General features: G+C 65.9%; 16 protein-coding genes. 7 read left to right on the forward strand and 9 right to left on the reverse strand.

What is annotated here, in order from left to right:
• On the forward strand, nt 1-1,743 hold a 1,743-nt coding region (locus G3I74_RS04710), incomplete at its 5' end, for a DUF7507 domain-containing protein (RefSeq protein WP_164210439.1).
• A 125-nt stretch (nt 1,744-1,868) separates the two neighbouring features.
• Here G3I74_RS04710 and G3I74_RS04715 read toward each other — a convergent pair.
• The 3 genes from G3I74_RS04715 to G3I74_RS04725 form a co-directional block, all read right to left on the reverse strand.
• Entirely contained in the window at nt 1,869-2,600 is a 732-nt protein-coding gene (locus G3I74_RS04715) for a CsgG/HfaB family protein (protein WP_164210440.1), read from the reverse strand.
• Nucleotides 2,601-2,749: 149 nt separating this feature from the next.
• The gene (locus tag G3I74_RS04720; protein ID WP_164210441.1) at nt 2,750-5,821 is read right to left on the reverse strand and encodes an efflux RND transporter permease subunit; all 3,072 of its coding nucleotides are present in this window, start codon (nt 5,819-5,821) and stop codon (nt 2,750-2,752) included.
• A gap of 29 nt (nt 5,822-5,850) precedes the next feature.
• A complete protein-coding gene (locus tag G3I74_RS04725) occupies nt 5,851-6,861 on the reverse strand; it encodes an efflux RND transporter periplasmic adaptor subunit (RefSeq protein ID WP_164210442.1) in 1,011 nt (336 codons plus the stop codon).
• 114 nt (nt 6,862-6,975) lie between these two features.
• Here G3I74_RS04725 and G3I74_RS04730 point away from each other — a divergent pair, with 114 nt between their 5' ends.
• Nucleotides 6,976-8,238: a nucleoside transporter C-terminal domain-containing protein gene (locus G3I74_RS04730; protein ID WP_164210443.1), complete on the forward strand. Its 1,263-nt coding sequence runs from the start codon at nt 6,976-6,978 to the stop codon at nt 8,236-8,238.
• Nucleotides 8,239-8,241: 3 nt separating this feature from the next.
• Here the strand turns inward: G3I74_RS04730 and msrB are convergent, their stop codons facing one another.
• From msrB to G3I74_RS04755, 5 genes are all read right to left on the reverse strand, one after another.
• On the reverse strand, nt 8,242-8,637 hold the full coding sequence (msrB, locus tag G3I74_RS04735) for a peptide-methionine (R)-S-oxide reductase MsrB (RefSeq protein WP_164210444.1): 396 nt from the start codon (nt 8,635-8,637) through the stop codon (nt 8,242-8,244).
• A gap of 230 nt (nt 8,638-8,867) precedes the next feature.
• Nucleotides 8,868-9,194, reverse strand: a complete 327-nt coding sequence (locus G3I74_RS04740) for a hypothetical protein (protein WP_164210445.1) — start codon at nt 9,192-9,194, stop codon at nt 8,868-8,870.
• Nucleotides 9,191-9,688, reverse strand: coding sequence for a sigma-70 family RNA polymerase sigma factor (locus tag G3I74_RS04745; RefSeq protein ID WP_164210446.1), 498 nt, complete (start codon nt 9,686-9,688; stop codon nt 9,191-9,193). Before G3I74_RS04745 ends, G3I74_RS04740 begins: the two co-directional genes overlap by 4 nt.
• Before the next feature lie 16 nt (nt 9,689-9,704).
• Entirely contained in the window at nt 9,705-10,457 is a 753-nt protein-coding gene (locus G3I74_RS04750; protein ID WP_164210447.1) for a hypothetical protein, read from the reverse strand.
• 59 nt (nt 10,458-10,516) lie between these two features.
• The gene (locus G3I74_RS04755; RefSeq protein WP_164210448.1) at nt 10,517-11,281 is read right to left on the reverse strand and encodes a class I SAM-dependent methyltransferase; all 765 of its coding nucleotides are present in this window, start codon (nt 11,279-11,281) and stop codon (nt 10,517-10,519) included.
• A gap of 10 nt (nt 11,282-11,291) precedes the next feature.
• On the opposite strand from G3I74_RS04755, the gene G3I74_RS04760 reads away from it, so the two are divergent.
• From G3I74_RS04760 to rsmA, 5 genes are read left to right on the forward strand one after another with little or no spacing between them, the layout of a single operon-like run.
• Entirely contained in the window at nt 11,292-12,305 is a 1,014-nt protein-coding gene (locus G3I74_RS04760) for an aminopeptidase (RefSeq protein WP_203594547.1), read from the forward strand.
• Nucleotides 12,306-12,360: 55 nt separating this feature from the next.
• Nucleotides 12,361-14,541, forward strand: coding sequence for an LPS-assembly protein LptD (locus tag G3I74_RS04765; protein WP_164210450.1), 2,181 nt, complete (start codon nt 12,361-12,363; stop codon nt 14,539-14,541).
• A 40-nt stretch (nt 14,542-14,581) separates the two neighbouring features.
• A complete protein-coding gene (locus G3I74_RS04770) occupies nt 14,582-15,862 on the forward strand; it encodes a peptidylprolyl isomerase (protein WP_164210451.1) in 1,281 nt (426 codons plus the stop codon).
• On the forward strand, nt 15,862-16,833 hold the full coding sequence (pdxA, locus tag G3I74_RS04775; protein WP_203594548.1) for a 4-hydroxythreonine-4-phosphate dehydrogenase PdxA: 972 nt from the start codon (nt 15,862-15,864) through the stop codon (nt 16,831-16,833). Before G3I74_RS04770 ends, pdxA begins: the two co-directional genes overlap by 1 nt.
• 8 nt (nt 16,834-16,841) lie before the next feature.
• Entirely contained in the window at nt 16,842-17,618 is a 777-nt protein-coding gene (gene rsmA / locus G3I74_RS04780; RefSeq protein ID WP_338063060.1) for a 16S rRNA (adenine(1518)-N(6)/adenine(1519)-N(6))-dimethyltransferase RsmA, read from the forward strand.
• Here rsmA and G3I74_RS04785 read toward each other — a convergent pair.
• Nucleotides 17,605-17,952 carry a DUF2782 domain-containing protein gene (locus G3I74_RS04785; protein WP_164210453.1) on the reverse strand — a complete coding sequence of 116 codons (348 nt, stop codon included), beginning with the start codon at nt 17,950-17,952 and terminating at the stop codon, nt 17,605-17,607. The two genes, rsmA and G3I74_RS04785, sit on opposite strands and share 14 nt — an antisense overlap.
• Between the last annotated feature and the right edge of the window lie 35 nt (nt 17,953-17,987).

Raw genomic sequence — 17,987 nt, forward strand, 5'->3', positions numbered from 1 at the left:
CCGATTGAGGTGGGCAGTATTCTGGAGTACACGCTAACGGCGACCAACAACGGCAACGTGACGCTTGGCGATGTGATGGTGAGCGATGATCGGATTGATCCGAACCAGATCACCTGTTCGGTGGTGGCCCCGGAAGACACCTGCGTGCTGGTGGGCCGGTATGTGGTGACCCAGGCCGATGTGGATGCGGGTCAGATCGTGAATACCGGCGTTGCCGATGGCACGGATCCGGATGGTGTGCCGGTTGGTCCGGTCAATGATGATGAAACGGTGGCTCTGGATCAGTCACCGGCGATTGAGCTGGACAAGGACATCAGTGCTGGCAACCCGTATCTGGAGGTGGGTGACGCGGTTGGCTACGAGATCACGGCGACCAATACGGGGAACGTGACGCTGAGGGGAGTGGAGATCAGTGATCCGCAGGCGCAGCTGGGCGAGTGTGTGCCGGCCCAGCCTGCGGTGCTGTCGCCGGGTGACAGGCTGGTCTGTCCGGCCAGTTATGAGACCACGCAAGCCGAGATCGACGCTGGCAGCTTCACCAACGTAGCGACTGTTGCGGGAACCGACCCGAACGGGTCTGGCGTTGCAGACGAAGACGATGCCACCGCGCAAGGTCCGCAGGCTGAGCCGTCCCTGGTGTTGCTCAAACGCCTGACGAGTGCGCCGGACCCGATTGAGGTGGGCAGTATTCTGGAGTACACGCTAACGGCGACCAACAACGGCAACGTGACGCTGAGCGAGGTTGAGGTCAGCGATGATCGCATCACCCCCTCCAGCACTACGTGCGACAGCGTGGCGCCGACCGAGACCTGCGAACTGGTGGGCACCTACACGGTCACCCAGGCCGATGTCGATGTCGGAGAGATTATCAACACAGGCAGTGCCGATGGCACGGATCCGGACGGCGCGCCGGTTGGTCCGGTCAATGATGATGAAACGGTGGCTCTGGATCAGTCACCGGCGATTGAGCTGGACAAGGTCATCTCTGACGGCTCGCCGTTCTCGGCGGTGGATGATGTGATCACCTACGAGATCACGGCGACCAATACGGGGAACGTGACGCTGAGGGGAGTGGAGATCAGTGATCCGCAGGCGGAACTGGTGGGTTGTACGCCTGAGCAGCCCGCGACGCTGGCACCGGAAGCGGTCCTGGTGTGCCAGGCAAGCTTCACGATCACGCAGGCCGAGATCGACGCTGGGGAGTTCACCAACGAAGCCAGCGTGACAGGGACCGGTCCGAACGACCAGCCGGTCGGCGATGATGACGACGCGACGGCGGCAGGTCCTGTTGCCGGTCCTGCACTGGAGTTGACCAAGCAGGCGGACACTGCCGGCCCGGTCGCGCCCGACGATGTGGTGGTTTACACCTTGACGGCGACAAACACGGGTAATGTGTCGCTGCTAAACGTCGAGCTCGAAGATGACATGATTGAGTTGGCGTGTGACCCTGTCACTCCGGTTACGGTGGCACCGGGCGACGACCTGATTTGCACCGGAAGCTACACCGTGCAGCCCAGTGATATCGGCCAGGCCTTGGTCAATGTGGCGACAGTGACGGGCGTGTCTGAGCAAGATCAGTCGAATACGGTCAAGGCCGATGACGAAGTCACGATCAGCACCTTGCCGCCGGTGCCGGTGCCGGTCACAAGCCCGCTGGGCCGGGCGATCTTGATCCTGCTCATCATGCTGTTGGCCATTGGTGGCATCTACGGCCAGCACCGGCCGATGCGCTACAGGGGCTGAGTCAAAGGCTGCGGTCGGGTTCTGCCCGACCGCAGCTCTTTGCCATGATTCTGAGTCTCCGGCCGGTGCCGGCGCAGCACGACTTAGTTGTCGATCTACAGGGCCTGGCTCTTAAAACAACGGCGTCAGAACCTGATCGCGTTGCGCGTGCGCTCCCGGCGCGTGTTTTCGCGCTCCTGGTACTCGGCCCGGCAGGCTGAGTTCTGCAGCACCATCTCGCATTCCAGGTAATCGGTGATCTCGATCAGGGCGGCGCGGATGGCTTCGCCGGCGGGTGTGTTTTCTTCGTTGGCGAGGTTGCCGCCGAGGCGCCCAATGCGGCCGCGCAGGCTGACCGCGCTGTCCTTGGTGCGGCCTTCGACGGTGCGCACGTGGGCGATTTCGCCGGTGGTGGCGTCGATGACCTGAATGTCGACGGCGATGTAGGCCTCCTTGCTGCCGCCGCCGATCCCGATGCTGCTGCCGCGCCCGCCGATGCTGATGCCGCCGATGCTGACCCCGCCGCCTGATTTCTTGGTGTCTTCGCTGTAGTCGGTCACGGTCCCGACGACGATGTACTCAGCGCCGGTCAGTTCGCCGATCTGGGCGGCCGAGTCAGGCCGGACCCGGCCCGAGGCGCCCAGGTCCTGCTCATCCAGTACATGATTCAGGCGCGAGCGCTCGACCAGGGTGAAGGCGTTGATGGCGGCCAGTTCGCTGGCCAGCATGCCGGACAGCTCCCGGCCCACGCCGGAGCGCCACCACGTGGCCCCGGTCGCATCATTGGTGAATTCCGCCACCGCGAGAACCGGCCGGTCGGCCATGGCAACCGTGGTCGCGCACAACAGCAGGCTGGCGAAAAGTGCTCGTTTGATCATGTCGGCTTCTCCTTACAAGAATGTGAGAGTTGATCCCTTGTGGGGAGTAGTACGGAAAAACACCGGGAAATATGCCGCCCGCCCAAACAAAAAGCGGGCTGAATTTACGGCGAGCTGAGTCGCGCAGGCTGGACAGACGGATGCTGTGGTCAGGCGACGGTGGCCCGGCCGCGCATGAACAGGCGGTACAGCAGCGGGATGACGAACAGGGTCAGCAGGGCCGAGACGGTCAAGCCCCAGACCAGGGTCACGGCCACCGGACCCCACAGCAGCGAGCGCCCGCCCAGACCGATGGCCAGCGACAGCAGGCCGGCGATGGTGGTGGCGGTGGTCATCAGGATCGGGATGACGCGCCGGCGGGCGGCGTAGATGGTGGCATGCAGCGGCCGCATGCCGGTGGCCAGGCGCTGGTTGGCGGCATCGATCAGCACGATGGCGGCGTTGACCGCGATCCCGGCCAGCGCGATGATCCCGTACATGGTGTACAGGCTCAAGGGGTTGTTGGAGATCAGCAGGCCGAAGACCACGCCGGTAAAGGCCATCGGCACCGTGATCAGGATCAGGAAGGGCTGGAAGTAGCTGCGGAACTGGGTGGCCAGGATCAGGTAGATCAGCCCCAGGCCGAGCAGGAACAGCACCGCCATCGATTCCAGCGATTCCTCGATGTCGTCGAGTTCGCCGCTGAAGTCCAGGTCGGTGCCCGGAAACTCGGTCCGAATCTCTTCCCAGCCGGCCTGAATCCGGCGATTGACCTCGACGGTGTTGGTGATCTGGCGGTCGATGTCGGCCTCGATGGTGATGGCCCGGCGCAGGTTGTAGTGGCGGATCAGCCCGGGCGCCTCGCTGGAACGCGCGTCGACCAGCGCGCCCAGGCGCGTGACCGGCCCGGTCGGCAGCGCCACCGGATCGTCCAGCACGGCGCCGGGATCATCGGGTTGATCGCGCTCGGCGCGAACCCGCAGCTCGAAGCGCTCGCCGGCCTCGCGGGTAAAGCCGACGATCTCGCCGTCGACGTGCAGGCGCAGCAGGCGCGCCGCGGCGTCCGGCGGCAGGCCGGTGCGGCCGATGGCTTCGCGATCCAGGGTCAGCACCAGCTCCGAGCGGCCGGGCACGCGGTCGTCGCTGATATCGCGCGTGCCGGGCAGCTCGGCGATCAGTTCGCGCAGCGCCGCGGTCGCCCGGCGCAGCTCTTCGAAGTCATCGGAGCGGACCTTGACGTTGATCGGCTGCTGCGTGGGCGGGCCGCCGGAGACCTGGAGGAAAGCGATGCGGGCGTCGATGGGGGTATTAAGCACCGGCTGGCGCATGGCCTCGATGATCTCGGCCATGCTGCGCCCGCCGTCGTCGGGGTTGAGCGAGACAATGACCTGGCCGTACTGGTCGCCGAACAGCGGCTCGACGTCGGTGAACTGGACCCCGGCCAGGCTGGTGACGCTGCGCGCTTCGCCTTCTCGCAGGGCCTCCCGGACCCGGGCCTCGACCTGCTCCACCCGGGCCAGGGTTTCTTCCAGGGCGACGTCGCCCGGCACGTCGACCTGGACATAAAACAGCCGGATCGGGTCGAAGGCAAAGAACTCCAGCCGCACCAGGCCGGCCGCCACCGCGGTCAGGGCCAGGGCAAAAGTCAGCGCGGCCACACTCAGCAGGCGCTTGGGACGCCGCAGCGTGTAGAGCAGGGCGCGCACGTAGCCGCGCCGGACCCGGCGGGTAAACCTGAGCCGCCAGTCCTTGGGGTCGTTGTCCGGGCGGTACTGGCTGTGGATGACCTGGGTGGGCAGAATCCAGAACGCCTGGGTCAGCGAAATCAGCAGCCCGACCGTGACCACGAACGGCACCACGAACATGAACTTGCCCACAATCCCGGGCAGCAGCATCAGCGGCAGAAAGGCCGCGATCGTGGTCAGCACCGAGGCGGTCAGCGGCACGCCGACCTCGCGCAGGGCGTGGGTCGCGGCCCGCATCGGTTCCTGGCCCAGGCGCAGGCGGTTGTAGATCGCCTCGACCATCACCACCGAAACGTCGACCAGCATGCCGAGCACGATGACCACGCCCAGCAGCACGGTGATGTTGAGGGTGTAGCCCAGTGTGGCCAGCACGCCGAAGGTGCCGGCCACGCACAGGATCAGCCCGGTGCCGACCAGCAGCGCGATGCGGGTGGCCAGAAACAGCCAGCACACGGCAAAGACCAGCAGCAGCCCGACCACGGCGTTGTTGCGCATGATGTCGATGGCTTCGCGCGTGGCGATGGTCTGGTCGTCGGCCAGCACCAGTTCCATGCCTTGGCCTGCCAGGACCGGGTTGCGTTCTTCGATGTAGCTATCGAGGTCCTCGATCAAGGCCAGGGTATTGCTGCCGGCGCGCTTGGTCACCGACAGCATCACCGCCGGTCGGCCTTCGAAGCGCACCATCTGCTCGGGAATGCTCGAGCCGATCTGCAGGCGGGCCACGTCGTCGAAGCGCACCGGGCGGTCACTGCCGGGCGCGGTCAGGGTCAGGCCGGAAAGCGCATCGGGCTCGATCGAGCGACCCTCGGCACGAATCAGCCACTGGCCCGAATCGGTCTGCAGGCGGCCGGCGAAGACATCCTGGTACCAGCCGGCTGCGGCGCCGGCCAGGTCGAGCGCGTTGAGCGAGCGCGCCGCCAGCGCCGGCGGGTCGAACAGGACCTGCAGTTCCGGGTTGTTCAAGCCCTGGGCGAGAATCTGGTCGACGCGGCTGAAGCGCTCCAGGTCCTGGAGCGTTCGACGCGCCACGCCGCGCAGTCGATCGTCGTCGGCCTGGCCGACCAGCAGCACGATGGCGCTGGGGAACCCCGACGAGGTGGTCACTTCCAGAATGTTCGGATCGCGGGCTTCCGGCGGCAGCTCCTCGTTGACCATGGCCTGGACTTCGCGGCGCAGATCGGCGATGCGGCGCTCGAACTCGCGCTCGGAAATCTCCTCGAAGCGGATCAGGATATTCGAGACGTTCTCGCGGCTCGAGGAGACCACGAAGCGCACGTCCTGCAGCCGGGCGATGGCCTCTTCCAGCGGATCGGTGATCAGGCGCTCGACGTCCTCGGCCGAAGCCCCCGGCAGCACCGTGGTCATGTTGATCCAGTTGAAGTTGATCTCCGGATCCTGCTCGCGCGGCATCATCAGGTAGGCGGCCGCACCCATGGCCAGTACCACACCCATGAAGATGTTGGCCAGCGGATGGTTGGAGTACAGGCGCTCTAGCATGATGAAGTCGGTGTCTGGCCGCCAGCCGATCAGCGATCGGCGAGGTCGACTGGCGCACCCGGCTGAACCCGGCGCCGGCCCTGATCAATCAACAGTGCGTCAGGGTCCAGCCCGGTGGGTTGATGCGGCCGGCCGGCGTCGGCGCCGGGCAGCGGGCGAAAGACCGCTTCGCTGGTGTCTTCATCGAACAGCAGCACGCCCAGCACGCCGTCGCGCTGGAGCACGAAATCACCGGGCAGGGCCGGGCGCGGATCGGTCCAGCGCAGGCGGCCTTCGCTGCCGGACGGGGCTGAGGCCTCGCTGAACACCAGGCGGGCTTCGCGCCCGCGGCTGCCGGGGTCGATCACGGGCGTGATGCGGGCCAGTCGGACCGGCCATCGCTGCCCTTCTGACTCGAAGACAATGGACTCAGCCCGCATCAGGCCGTCGACCTGGTCGGGCGGAATCATCGCGCTGATCTCGATGCCGGTGGTGGCCACCAGCTCCAGCATGGGCGTACCCGGGGCGGCCAGGGTGCCGGGGCTGACCAGGCGCCGGGTGACGGCGCCGGCAAACGGCGCGGCGATGCGGGTGCGGGCCAGCAGCAGTTCGGCGCGCTCGACGTCCGACTGCGCCGCGGCCCGTTCAGCCTCGGCACGATTCAGATTGGTCTCGGCTTCGAGCAGCTGGTCTTCGGACACGAAACTGTCCGGGGCCAGGCGGCGCGCGCGCTCGGCCCGGATCCGCGCCATTTCCAGGGCCGCCTCGGCCACCTTCAGGCGAGCCTCGGCGCTGGCTAACCCGATGCGGTATTCGGCGTCATCAAGCTCGACCAGGGTCTGGCCGGCCTCAACGGTCTGCCCGGGCAGGGCGCGCAGCCCGATCACCCGGGCGCTGATCTCGGCGGCCAGGACCACCTCATCCAGGCTGGCCGCCGTGGCTGCGGCCTGGCGGTCGAGCAGGATGGCCACCTCGGAGAACGGCCGGACCGTGACCGGCTCGGCCGCGGCCGCCAGCAGCGGAAGGAGAGATAAAAGGAGCGTGCCAACGCAATTTTTCATAGCCATATTTTACGGCCAGCGGCAGCATGAGGCATGTGACAAAGCTCAGGCGGGCCGCCGCCGGGCGGGCATAATGGCCCGAATCTTTCCCGCTCAGCGACAGGGAGGCAATCGGTGATCAATATTCTGCACGGGCTGGCCGGCGTGGTCGTCATCCTTGGCATCGGCTGGGCGCTGTCGGAGAAACGCTCGGCGATCGCCTGGCAGACCGTCGTGGTCGGCATCGGCCTGCAGCTGGCGCTGGCCATCCTGGTGCTGTGGGTGCCGCTGGGCCAGACTCTGTTCGACGCCCTGGGGCGCGGTTTCGTGACCCTGATCGGCTTTACCTCGGCCGGCTCGTCGTTCCTGTTCGGGCCGCTGGCCGACGCCGAAAGCTTCGGCTTCGTGTTCGCCTTCCAGGTCCTGCCGACCATCATTTTCTTTGCCGCCCTGATGACCTGTCTGTATCACTTAGGCGTCATGCAGAAGATCGTCGAGGCCATGGCCTGGGTGATGACCCGGCTGATGAAGGTCTCCGGTTCCGAGTCGCTGGCCACGGCGGCCAACGTGTTCGTCGGCCAGACCGAGGCGCCGCTGGTGGTCCGGCCGTTCATCGTCGGCATGACCCGCTCGGAGCTGTTTGCGCTCATGACCGGCGGCATGGCCACCATCGCCGGCGGCGTGCTGGCCGCCTACGTGCTGCTGCTGGGCGGGGCCGGACCCGAGGAGCAGGCGTTTTTTGCCAAGCACCTGATTTCGGCCTCGATCATGGCCGCGCCGGCCGCGCTCGTCATGGCCAAGCTGATCCTGCCGGAAACCGAAGTCTCGGAAACCGTGGGCACGGTGCGCACCACCATCGAGCGGCCGCACGTCAACCTGATCGAGGCCGCCGCCGGTGGCGCCAGCGAGGGTTTGAAGCTGGCCCTGAACGTGGGTGCGATGCTGCTGGCGTTCCTGGCCCTGATCGCCCTGGTCAACGGGCCGCTGGGCTGGTTCGGGGCCGTCACCGGGCTGGAAGGCTGGCTGGGGCAGCCGCTGGACCTGGCCCTGATCCTGGGCTGGTTGTTCTCGCCGCTGGCCTTCATGGTCGGGGTGCCTCTGGACGAGGCGGTGACCGTCGGCGGGCTGATCGGCACCAAAATCGTGGCCAACGAATTCGTCGCCTACGTCGCCCTGACCGAGACCCAGGTCAATCTGTCCGAGCGCTCGGTCCTGATCGCCACCTACGCCCTGTGCGGCTTTGCCAATTTCTCCTCGATTGCCATCCAGATTGGTGGCATCGGCGGCATTGCCCCGGCGCGGCGGCCCGACCTGGCCCGACTGGGGCTCAAGGCCGTGCTGGCCGGCGCGCTGGTGTCCCTGCTCAACGCCGCCTGGGCCGGGATTCTGGTCGGGTAGGCCTCACTCACGCGGCTTGAAAGTCAGCGAGACGGAGTTGATGCAGTAGCGCAAACCGGTTGGCGGCGGGCCATCGTTGAAGACGTGGCCCAGGTGGGCGTCGCACTTCGGGCACAGCAGTTCGATCCGGCGCATGCCGTGCGTGGTATCCGGGCGCTGCTTGATGCCGGCCTCTTCGAGTTCGCCGTGGTAACTGGGCCAGCCGCAGCCGGAATGGAACTTCGAGCCCGAATCGAACAGCGGATGATCGCAGCAAACGCAGTGATATACGCCTTTGTCGAAGTGGTCGTTATATTGGCCGCTAAACGGCCGCTCGGTGCCGGCCTGGCGCGTCACGCGGAAGGTTTCCTCGTCCAGGCGCTCGCGCCATTCGGCTTCACTGCGTTCGATTTTGGTCATGGCTTCATCTCTTGCTAATCTGCGTTCATTCTATTGCAGACCGTGTCGAACCTCTCCTGCAACCTGTCCCCCGGACCTGACCCGAGGCCTTCCTATACCTTGTCGCCCCGGACTTGATCCGGGGTCTTGGCTATCGGTGAGATCCCGGCGCTTTGGCCGGGATGACATGGACCGAGGCTTGGTGCTTAGGCGCAATGCCGCTTCGGGTTTTCCCTTGCAGACGGCCTGACTCACGGCGAATCCGGCTCCAGCCAGAAAGCGACCACGTCATCGCGCTGCAGCTCAAGCCGGACCGGCTCTTTGCCGTCGATCATCAGCGGCGGCATGCGGGCTTCCATGAAGATCGTTTCCAGTTCTGCCAGGGCTTGCCGCTCCTGACGAACCTTGTCCAGGACCGGCCATAGCAAGGCCACTAAGACCGCAATGGAGGCAAAGCTGGCGACAGCCAGCCGGGGGAACCACTCACGCTTGGGTTCGGATTGCGCAAGTCGCGCCTTCAGCCGCTCGAATCCGCCGGCCGGTGGCTGCAGTTCGCGGAAATAGTGTTCGATGGTCATGATTCAGACTCCTCCAACAAGCCTCGAAGTCGGGCGATAGCCGTGTGTTTGCGTGAGGCCAGCGTACCTTCGGCAACGCCCAGGGTGTGTGCGATCTCGACCCTGCTCATGCCCGCATACAGCTCCAGCAACAGCACTTCGCGCGACGGGTCGGGCAGTTGATCCAGGGCTCGGCGCAGGCGACGGTCCCGGAGGTCGAGTTCGGTTTCGGTCTCCGGATTGTTCCTGCCGGTCAAGGATGCAGGAAGCGGCAACCAGCGCCAGCGCTTGCCGCGGGCATGATGATTGCGGGCCAGGTTGATCACGCTGGTCCAGACCAGTGCGTCGATCCGGTCGGGATCAATGCGCTCGCGCTTTTTCCACAAGCGCTCGAAGGCGTCATGGATGAGATCTTCGCACACGCCGGCATCCCAGAACCAGCGGAACAGGTAGTTGTAGACGGGTCGCTCGAGCCGGCGATAAGCCGCCTCGAGCGCTTCCGCTGACAAGGCCACGGATGATGATTCCGCTTCAGTCGTTCCAGTCCATTCTCGCGACCAGTACCTGGTAGACCGGGAGATCGTTCTCGAGACCACTCTGAAGCCTGCCCAGTACCAAAGGCTGACCGGCCGGAAGGTCGCGATTGACGTTGAACTGTAGTACTTGCCCTGTTGTTTTGGGAGGTGGCACAGCACTGATGCTGGCTATCACATGTACCCCGCCGGGCCGAAGCTTCAGGCTTCGGAGATGGACTCGGGTGCCTGCGCCCGAATTCAAGTTGAGGTTGTTGCCAGAGGTGCTGCCGAATGTTTCGACAAAGTCGTGTACCTGAATGCCGTGGTCGGGGAAATAGGCGCTGATTGCGTCGGAAACCGGCTCCAGCCCAGCGGGCAAACTCTGCTCGTTGTGCTGCGGAGACAGCCCCAGGCGCCAGAACTGAAGGCGGTACTCACGCTCGAGGGCGGCTTCTTCTTTAGAACCTGGCACTTCAAGACTGGCCAGCAGACGCTCGATTTCCTCTTGTACCTGAATCGATCCATTGACCGCCAGCCGCGTTTCATCGATCAGTTCCACGCGGCCCCGTAGCGGCTGATTCTCGGTGTCGAGCAATAAATCCAGCGTGGAATCGAGCTGCTCGACTTGGAGCGCGGAAACATCGTAAACGCGCAGCACGTGCTTTTCGTCGGATGATTCATCTTCGCCCAGGTCACAGCCGCTCAGCGCAAGCATCAGCAGCAGGCTGAAGGCAAGCATTATCTTTCGGTGTGGGTGCGGAAGGGTCATGACTGCTCCTGTTGAAAAAAGGGGTCCTGTTGATTACTACAAGCGAACCCGGACTTTTTTCATCGCGCGCTGGTTTCGCCCCGCCCCGCGATCACCACCAGCCGCTCGGCTTCCAGATCGTAAAGCCCACCCCGACAGTCGCCGTAAATGCCATGGACGTCGAAGCCGCAGCGCGCCAGCAGGGCGGTGATTTCGCCGGCTGACCAGACGCGGTGGGAGAATTCGGCGCGGTGGACTTTGTCGCCGTCGATCAGCAGCCACTCGTTTTCCAGCCGGGTCAGGTTGTCGGTCAATAGCGGGCGCTCGATCAGCAGCAGGTCGTCGTCGTATTCGGTCAGGTGAACCGGCTCGAGGTTGCGGGCCAGGTACTCCACCCCGACCAGGTCGAGGACCAGGCGGCCGGTATCGGTGAGGCTGTCGCGGATATTGGCCAGCACCTGGACGTGGTCGGCCTCGTCGCCGAAGTAGCCGAAGCTGGTCCACATCACCAGCGCCAGGTCGAAGGCCTGCTCGCGCCTGAATTGGCGCATGTCGGCCTCGACGAGCTCGATCGGCAGCTCGCCGGCGGCCTCTTTGAGCTGATCAAGCAGCAGGCGACTGGTATCGACGGCCGTGACCGGATACCCTGCGCTTGCCAGCGGCAGGGCGTGGCGGCCGGGGCCCGATCCGAGGTCGAGTACGGGTCCGGGCGCGATCCCGGCCAGCTCGACCAAGTCGGCGACTTCTTCCGCGCCGCTGGCAAACGTGTCCTCGTTGAACATCAGCGGCCCGAAGGTGCGCCAGAAGTCTTCTTCCAGATACCAGTCCTGGCTCAAAGTCGTCATCCTGTTTGGGTTGTTGTTGGGCCTGTCGGGCTGCGCCACGCTGGGCTGGTACGGCCAGGCCGCATCCGGCCAGCTCGACATCCTTTCCAAGCGCGAGGATATCGCACAACTGCTGGCCGATCCGGACACCGACCCGGTGCTGGCCGAACGCCTGGCCCTGGCGCTGGACATTCGCGCCTTTGCGGTCGCGGAACTGGGCCTGCCCGACAGCCGCTCCTACACCCGCTATGCCGATCTTGGGCGGGAGGCGGCGGTGTGGAACGTGGTGGCCACGCCGCGCTACGCGCTCGAGCCCAAAACCTGGTGCTACCCGCTGGTCGGCTGCCTGGCCTACCGCGGTTTCTTCGACCGCGACCGGGCCGACGCGGTCGCCGCCGAGCTTTCCGCGCAGGGCATGGATGCGGCGGTGTTCGCGGTGCCGGCCTATTCCACCCTGGGCTGGTTTGCCGACCCGGTGCTCAACACCATGCTCGGTCGCGGCGAGGCCTGGCTGGCCGGGCTGATCTTCCACGAACTGGCCCACGAGCAGCTGTTCGTGCGCGGCGAGACGGCCTTCAGCGAGGGCTACGCGGTGACCGTCGAGCGGGTCGGGGTCGAGCGCTGGCTGAGCGCGCGCGGCGATGCTGGCGCGCTGGCGCGCTGGCACAAAGAGCAGGCCCTGCAGGCCGAGTTCACCACCGAGCTGATGGCTGCGCGCGAGCGTTTGGGCTCGATCTACGGCTCGGGTCTGCCCGAGCCTGAAGCGGAAACCGCCCGAGCAGCGGTCTTCGCTGACTTGCGCGCCCGGGTCAGCGCCCTCGACGCCCGCGCCGGTGACGAGCGCTTCAGCCGCTGGGCGTCGCGCGAGATCAACAACGCCCACCTGGCGCTGGCGGCCACTTACGAATCCGCGGTGGCCGGATTCATGCGCCTGCTGGCCGCCTGCGAGGAGGAGCTTGCCTGTTTGCACAAGCGCGCGGCCGCGCTGGGCCGGGCCGATTCGGCCACTCGGCAGCGGTTTTTGAGCGATACTGACAGGTCTTGATCCGATCCTGCGCGATCGGCTTGTGGATGGACTGACTCAACCCGCTGGACCCGCCTTGTCGCGATTTCACCTTTTGTTGCTGATTTCGGCCGTCGTCTGGCTGCCCGCCGCTGCGGTCCGGGCGCAGGGGATGGTCATCGGCAGCGATCGCCCGGCCGTGAGTTGTCTGCCGCCAGAGGCGCGGCTGGAGCGCCTCGAGCCCGAGCGCGGTGAGGACATTCCCGTACAGATCGACGCCGAGTTCTTCAGCGCCGAGCGCGGCGAGCCCATCGTCGCCCGCGAGCAGGTTCGGGTCCGCCAGGGCGATCGCCGGCTCGAGACCGAGCAAATCGTGTTCGACCGCGCCAGCGGCCGGCTGGACCTGCCGGTGCTGCTCAACTACCGCGACGCCTATATCGCCATCCGCGCCGAGAGTGCCTGGGTGGAGTCGCAGGACTCGCGCGGCCGCTTCGAGACCGTGGGCTACAGGATCGCCGAATCCGACGGCGCCGGTCAGGCCGTGGTCATCGACCTGCTCAGCCCCAGTCGGGCTGAGCTGGAAGACTTCGATTTCACCACCTGCGACCCGGCCGACCCGGACTGGCAGCTCAAGGCCGGCCGGGTGCGGCTGGACCTGGACAAGGGCCAGGGCGTGGCCCGGCACGCGCGGCTGGAGTTCAAGGGTGTGCCGATTCTGTACTCGCCGTGGCTGAGTTTTCCGCTCAACGACGAGCGCCAGAGCGGCTTTCTGTATCCGCAGATCGGCTTTTCCAGCGACGATGGCTTCGATCTGCGCGCGCCCTGGTACTGGAACATCGCCCCGAACCAGGATGCGACCTTCACCCCGCGCTGGATCCAGGACCGGGGCGTCATGCTGGCCACCGAATACCGGTTCCTGACGGCCAGGCAGCGCGGCCAGCTGGAGCTGGAAGTGCTGCCCTCGGATCAGCGCGCCGACCGTAACCGCTACTACGGCCAGTTTGACTACCGCGCCACCTTGCGCCCGGGCTGGTGGGCCAGCGTCAATGCGCGCCGGGCCTCGGACGACGATTACTTCGTCGATCTGGGCGGCGATCTCGAGGACTCGGCGGTGCAGTTTCTTCGCTCCAGCGCACGCTTGCGCGGCAGCGGTCGGCTGTGGTCGATTTCCGTGCTGGCCGACACTTTCCAGGTTCTCGACGAGGCGGTGGGGCCCGGCGCCGAACCCTATCGGCGCCTGCCGCGCGTCCAGGGCGCCTATGACCGGCCCCTGCCCGGGAACATGGACTTCGGGATCGACGGTGAGCTGGTCTATTTCGACCGCGATGTCGGCGTGACCGGTGGGCGCTTCGATCTGTATCCAAGATTGCGCTGGAATTTCCTGCGCCCCGGGGGCTTCCTGCGCCCGGAGCTGGGCCTGCGCACGACTGCCTATTCGCTCGATGGCGCGGCCAGCGACAGCCTGACCCGGACCACGCCGATCGCGAGCATCGACGGTGGTCTGGTGTTCGAGCGCTCGCTGGCCGATGGGCGTCGGGTCCAGACCCTGGAGCCGCGCCTGTTCTATCTGTACGTCCCCGAGCGCGACCAGGACGAGATTCCGCGCTTCGATACCGCCGAGCTGACCTTCGGTTTCAGCCAGCTTTTTCACTACAATCGTTTCAGCGGCCCGGATCGCCAGGCCGACGCCAATCAGCTCACGCTGGCGCTGACCTCGCGCCTGATCGAGACCGCCGACGGGGGCTCGCCGCTGGATGTCAGTGTCGGGCAGATCGTGTATTTCAGCGATCTCGATGTTCAGCTCCCCGGTCGACCGGTCGACGACCGTTCTCGCTCGGCCACGGTTGCGGAAGTCAACTGGCGGCCCCACGAGCGCCTGGCGCTCAGCGCCGGTCTGCAGTGGGACAGCGTCGAGAATGAAACCGAAGTGGCCCAGCTTGGTCTCAGTTACCGCGGCAGAAACGCGCGCCAGCTCGCGCTGGGGTATCGTTTCCGCCGGGATCGTCTTGACCAGGTCGACCTGCGGGCACGCTATCCCGTGCGTTCGGACATGAACCTGATCGGACGGGTCAATTACTCGTTCGAGGAAAGCCAGACGCTGGAAGTGCTGGGTGGCATCGAATTCGAGAGCTGCTGCTGGGCCGTGCGGGTGACGGCACGCGAATTCATCCGTGACCGCGATGCCGAAACCCGACGGGCGGTGTTCCTGGAGCTCCATCTGAAGGGACTTGGCAGCCTCGGCCGTCGCCCTTATCCGCTGTTTTCGGGTCAGCGTTAGACTTTAAGTAACCACGCAGGAAACCGTAATGGGAATGAACATGATTGCAAGAAAAGCCGCTGCCGTGCTGGCCCTGATGCTGCTTCTGCCAGCCCTGGCCTTCGCCCAGCAATTGCGCGAGGACCTGGACGGGATCGTCGCCCTGGTCGAAGAAGACGTCATCCTGCAAAGCGAGCTGGATGCCGCCATCGCCACGATCGAAATGCAGGTGCGAGGCCGCGGTGAAAACCTGCCGCCACGTGCGATCCTGGAAGAGCAGGTGCTCGATCGCCTGATCATGACCCGGCTTGAGGTGATTCGCGCCGAGGAGACCGGCATCCGGGCATCGGATGCCAACGTTGACCAGGCCCTGCAGCAGGTCGCCCAGCAAAACGGCATCACGGTGCCCCAGCTGCGCCAGGCGATCGAGTCCGACGGCTTCGATTTCGAGGAATTTCGACGCCAGATCCGCGAGGAAATCCTGTCCTCCGAACTGCGCCAGCGCGTGGCTGCCAGCATGGACGACATCACCGAGACCGAGGTCGATATCATGCTGGCTTCGGGCGGCGTCGGGGGCGCGGAATACAATCTTTCCCAGATTCTGATCCAGCTTCCGGAAGGGGCCAGTGGTGCCGAGGCGCGCGCAGCCGAGGAACGCGCCGAAGAGGTTCGCCAGCAGGTGCTCGACGGGATGGATTTCGCCGAGGCGGCGATCAGTTTCTCCCAGGCGCCCGATGCCCTGGAAGGTGGCAACGTCGGTTGGCGCCAGGTCAGCGCGCTGCCGCCGGTTTTCGCCGAGGCCCTGGAATCGCTGGGTCCCGGAGACATCACTGACCCGATCCGCTCGCCGGGCGGCTACCTGCTGCTGCGGGTCAACGACGTGCGCGAGCGCTCGGAAGTGATTGTGCGCGAATACAAGGCCCACCACCTGATGATCGAGCCGACCGAAATCCTGTCGATGGAAGATGCCGAAAGCCGCATTCGCGACCTGCACGAGCGCATTCAGGAGGGCGAAGAGTTCGCCGACCTGGCCCGGCGCTATTCCACCGATGATTCCTCGGCCAACCTCGGCGGACTCCTGAACTGGTTCCCGGCCGGCCAGTATGGACCTGAGCTGCAGTCGGCGCTTGATGCGCTGGAGCCGGGGGAACTCAGCGAGCCTTTCCGGACCGGATCGGGCTGGCATATCGTGCGCCTGGACGAAACGCGCGAGGCCGACCGCACCGAAGAAGCGCTGCGCTCTCAGGCGCGCGAGATGATTTTCCAGCAAAAGGCCGAGGAGGAAGTCGAAAGATTCCTGCGCCAGCTGCGCTCGGAATCGTTCGTCGAAATCCGGCTTTGATGCCGAAGCGGCTGCTGCTGACGGCCGGTGAGCCGGCCGGCATCGGCCCGGAACTGGCCTGCCGGCTCGCCGCCGGTCAGCCCGATCTGGTCGTGGTGGCCGACCCGACGCTGCTGGCGGCCACGCTGGCCTGGCTCGGTGACGAGACTCCGGTCAGCGTCTTGGACTCTGTCGAAGCCGCAGCACCGCCGGGTAGCCTGGCCTGCTTGCCGGTGCCGCTGGTCGCGCCCGCGGTTGCCGGGCGACTCGATACCGCCAACGCGGCCTACGTGATCGAAACCCTGCGCCTGGCCGCGCAGCACTGCCTGACCGGGACGGCGACCGGCATGGTGACCGCCCCGGTTCACAAGGGCGTGATCAACGACGCCGGCATCGCTTTTTCCGGTCACACCGAGTTTCTCGCCGAGTGCGCCGGGGTCGATCGGGTGGTGATGATGCTGACCGCGGAAAATCTGCGCGTTGCGCTGGCCACGACCCACCTGCCGCTGGCCCGGATTCCGGGGGCCATCAAAACCGCCGACCTGACCCGCACCCTGCGCATCCTGTGGGCCGATCTGCGCGCGCGCTTCAATATCGCCGACCCGCGCATTCTGGTGCTGGGCCTGAATCCGCACGCCGGCGAAGGCGGTCACCTGGGCGGGGAGGAAATCGAGGTCATCGCGCCGGTGATCGAGCATCTCAAGGCCGAGGGTTTTCGGCTCGACGGACCGCTGCCGGCCGACACGGCTTTTTTGCCCGAGCGGCTGGAGGGCGCCGATGCCGTGCTGGCGATGTACCACGATCAGGGTCTGCCGGTGCTCAAGTACGCCGGCTTCGGGCGCGCGGTCAACGTCACCCTGGGCTTGCCGTTCGTGCGCACCTCGGTCGATCACGGCACCGCCCTGGACCGGGCCGGGACCGGCCGCGCCGAGACCGGCAGCCTGGCCGCGGCCATCGACATGGCCCGCCGGTTGTCCGGTCTGGCCGACTGAGCCGGTTCGTGCAGCCGCATCGTCCGCGCAAGCGATTCGGCCAGCATTTCCTGGTTGATCACCAGATCATCGAGCGCCTGGTGCGCGCCATCGCTCCGCGCCCGGGCGAGCGCCTGCTCGAGATCGGGCCCGGCGAGGGCGTGCTTACCCGCCCGCTGCTGGCGGCCGGGGCCGCGGTGACGGCGGTCGAGCTGGACCGCGACCTGGCCTCCTCGCTGGCCGATCGCCTGGGCCAGCCGCCGCGCCTGGACATCGTTCAGGGCGATATCCTGGCCACCGATGTCGTCGCTCTGGCCGGTGACCAGGCGCTGCGCGTGGTCGGCAATCTGCCCTACAACATCTCCACCCCCATCCTGTTTCATCTGTTCGACCACCTGGCGGCGATCGGCGACATGCATTTCATGCTGCAAAAGGAAGTGATCGATCGCCTGGTGGCCGATCCCGGCGGCCGCGAATACGGGCGTCTTTCGGTGATGGCGAGTTTTTTCTGCGAGATGAACTGGCTGTTCGACGTGCCGCCAGAGGCGTTCAGGCCGCCGCCGAAAGTGGTCTCGGCCATTGTTCGTCTCCGGCCGAAATCGCTGTCCGAGGCCGAGCTGCAAGTGCTGCCGGCGCTGGATGCGGTGGTGCGTCAGGCCTTTGGTCAGCGCCGCAAGACGTTGCGCAACAGCCTGCGCGGGTTGCTGGATAGCCCTTCAATCGAGGCCGCCGGCGTGGATCCGGGTACGCGCCCGGAGCGCCTGTCGCTACAGGAGTTCCTGCAGCTTGCGCTTACCACTCGATAATCTTCCAGTGGGCTGGACGCACCGGTTCCATGTGGTCATGGCGGGAATCAAAGTTGCCGTCGCCGGTCGTGTCGATCAGGTAATAGGGCGGGCCGGCCGCGGGCACGATGCGAACCATGTAGACCGCGCCACCGATCGAGTACTCCTCTACGGTTCGGCCTTCTTCGCGCCGGATCACGACCTGCGGCTGGATCTGGTCGTCCGGGTCCTGGATCTTGGGCGGCAGCGGTTCGGGGATCGGGGGCGGCGGCGGTGCCGGATCGTCGGGTGGATCCTGTGCCAGCAGGGGCGCTGCCATCAACAAGAGCAGGCTGGTCAGGGTCAGACGAAACATGATGGCAGTCCTCAGGGTGCGCTGTAGCTTCGAGT

Origin of the sequence: Wenzhouxiangella limi (genome assembly GCF_010499265.1) — a bacterium.
In the GTDB taxonomy this organism is placed as follows: domain Bacteria; phylum Pseudomonadota; class Gammaproteobacteria; order Xanthomonadales; family Wenzhouxiangellaceae; genus Wenzhouxiangella; species Wenzhouxiangella limi.

Coding starts and splice junctions, on each gene's coding strand:
- pdxA (WP_203594548.1), top strand. CDS start 15,862: ATGCCGAAGCGGCTGCTGCTGACGGCCGGTGAGCCGGCCGGCATCGGC.
- G3I74_RS04770 (WP_164210451.1), top strand. CDS start 14,582: ATGATTGCAAGAAAAGCCGCTGCCGTGCTGGCCCTGATGCTGCTTCTG.
- G3I74_RS04725 (WP_164210442.1), bottom strand. CDS start 6,861: ATGAAAAATTGCGTTGGCACGCTCCTTTTATCTCTCCTTCCGCTGCTG.
- msrB (WP_164210444.1), bottom strand. CDS start 8,637: ATGACCAAAATCGAACGCAGTGAAGCCGAATGGCGCGAGCGCCTGGAC.
- G3I74_RS04750 (WP_164210447.1), bottom strand. CDS start 10,457: ATGACCCTTCCGCACCCACACCGAAAGATAATGCTTGCCTTCAGCCTG.
- G3I74_RS04720 (WP_164210441.1), bottom strand. CDS start 5,821: ATGCTAGAGCGCCTGTACTCCAACCATCCGCTGGCCAACATCTTCATG.
- G3I74_RS04740 (WP_164210445.1), bottom strand. CDS start 9,194: ATGACCATCGAACACTATTTCCGCGAACTGCAGCCACCGGCCGGCGGA.
- G3I74_RS04715 (WP_164210440.1), bottom strand. CDS start 2,600: ATGATCAAACGAGCACTTTTCGCCAGCCTGCTGTTGTGCGCGACCACG.
- G3I74_RS04755 (WP_164210448.1), bottom strand. CDS start 11,281: ATGACGACTTTGAGCCAGGACTGGTATCTGGAAGAAGACTTCTGGCGC.
- G3I74_RS04785 (WP_164210453.1), bottom strand. CDS start 17,952: ATGTTTCGTCTGACCCTGACCAGCCTGCTCTTGTTGATGGCAGCGCCC.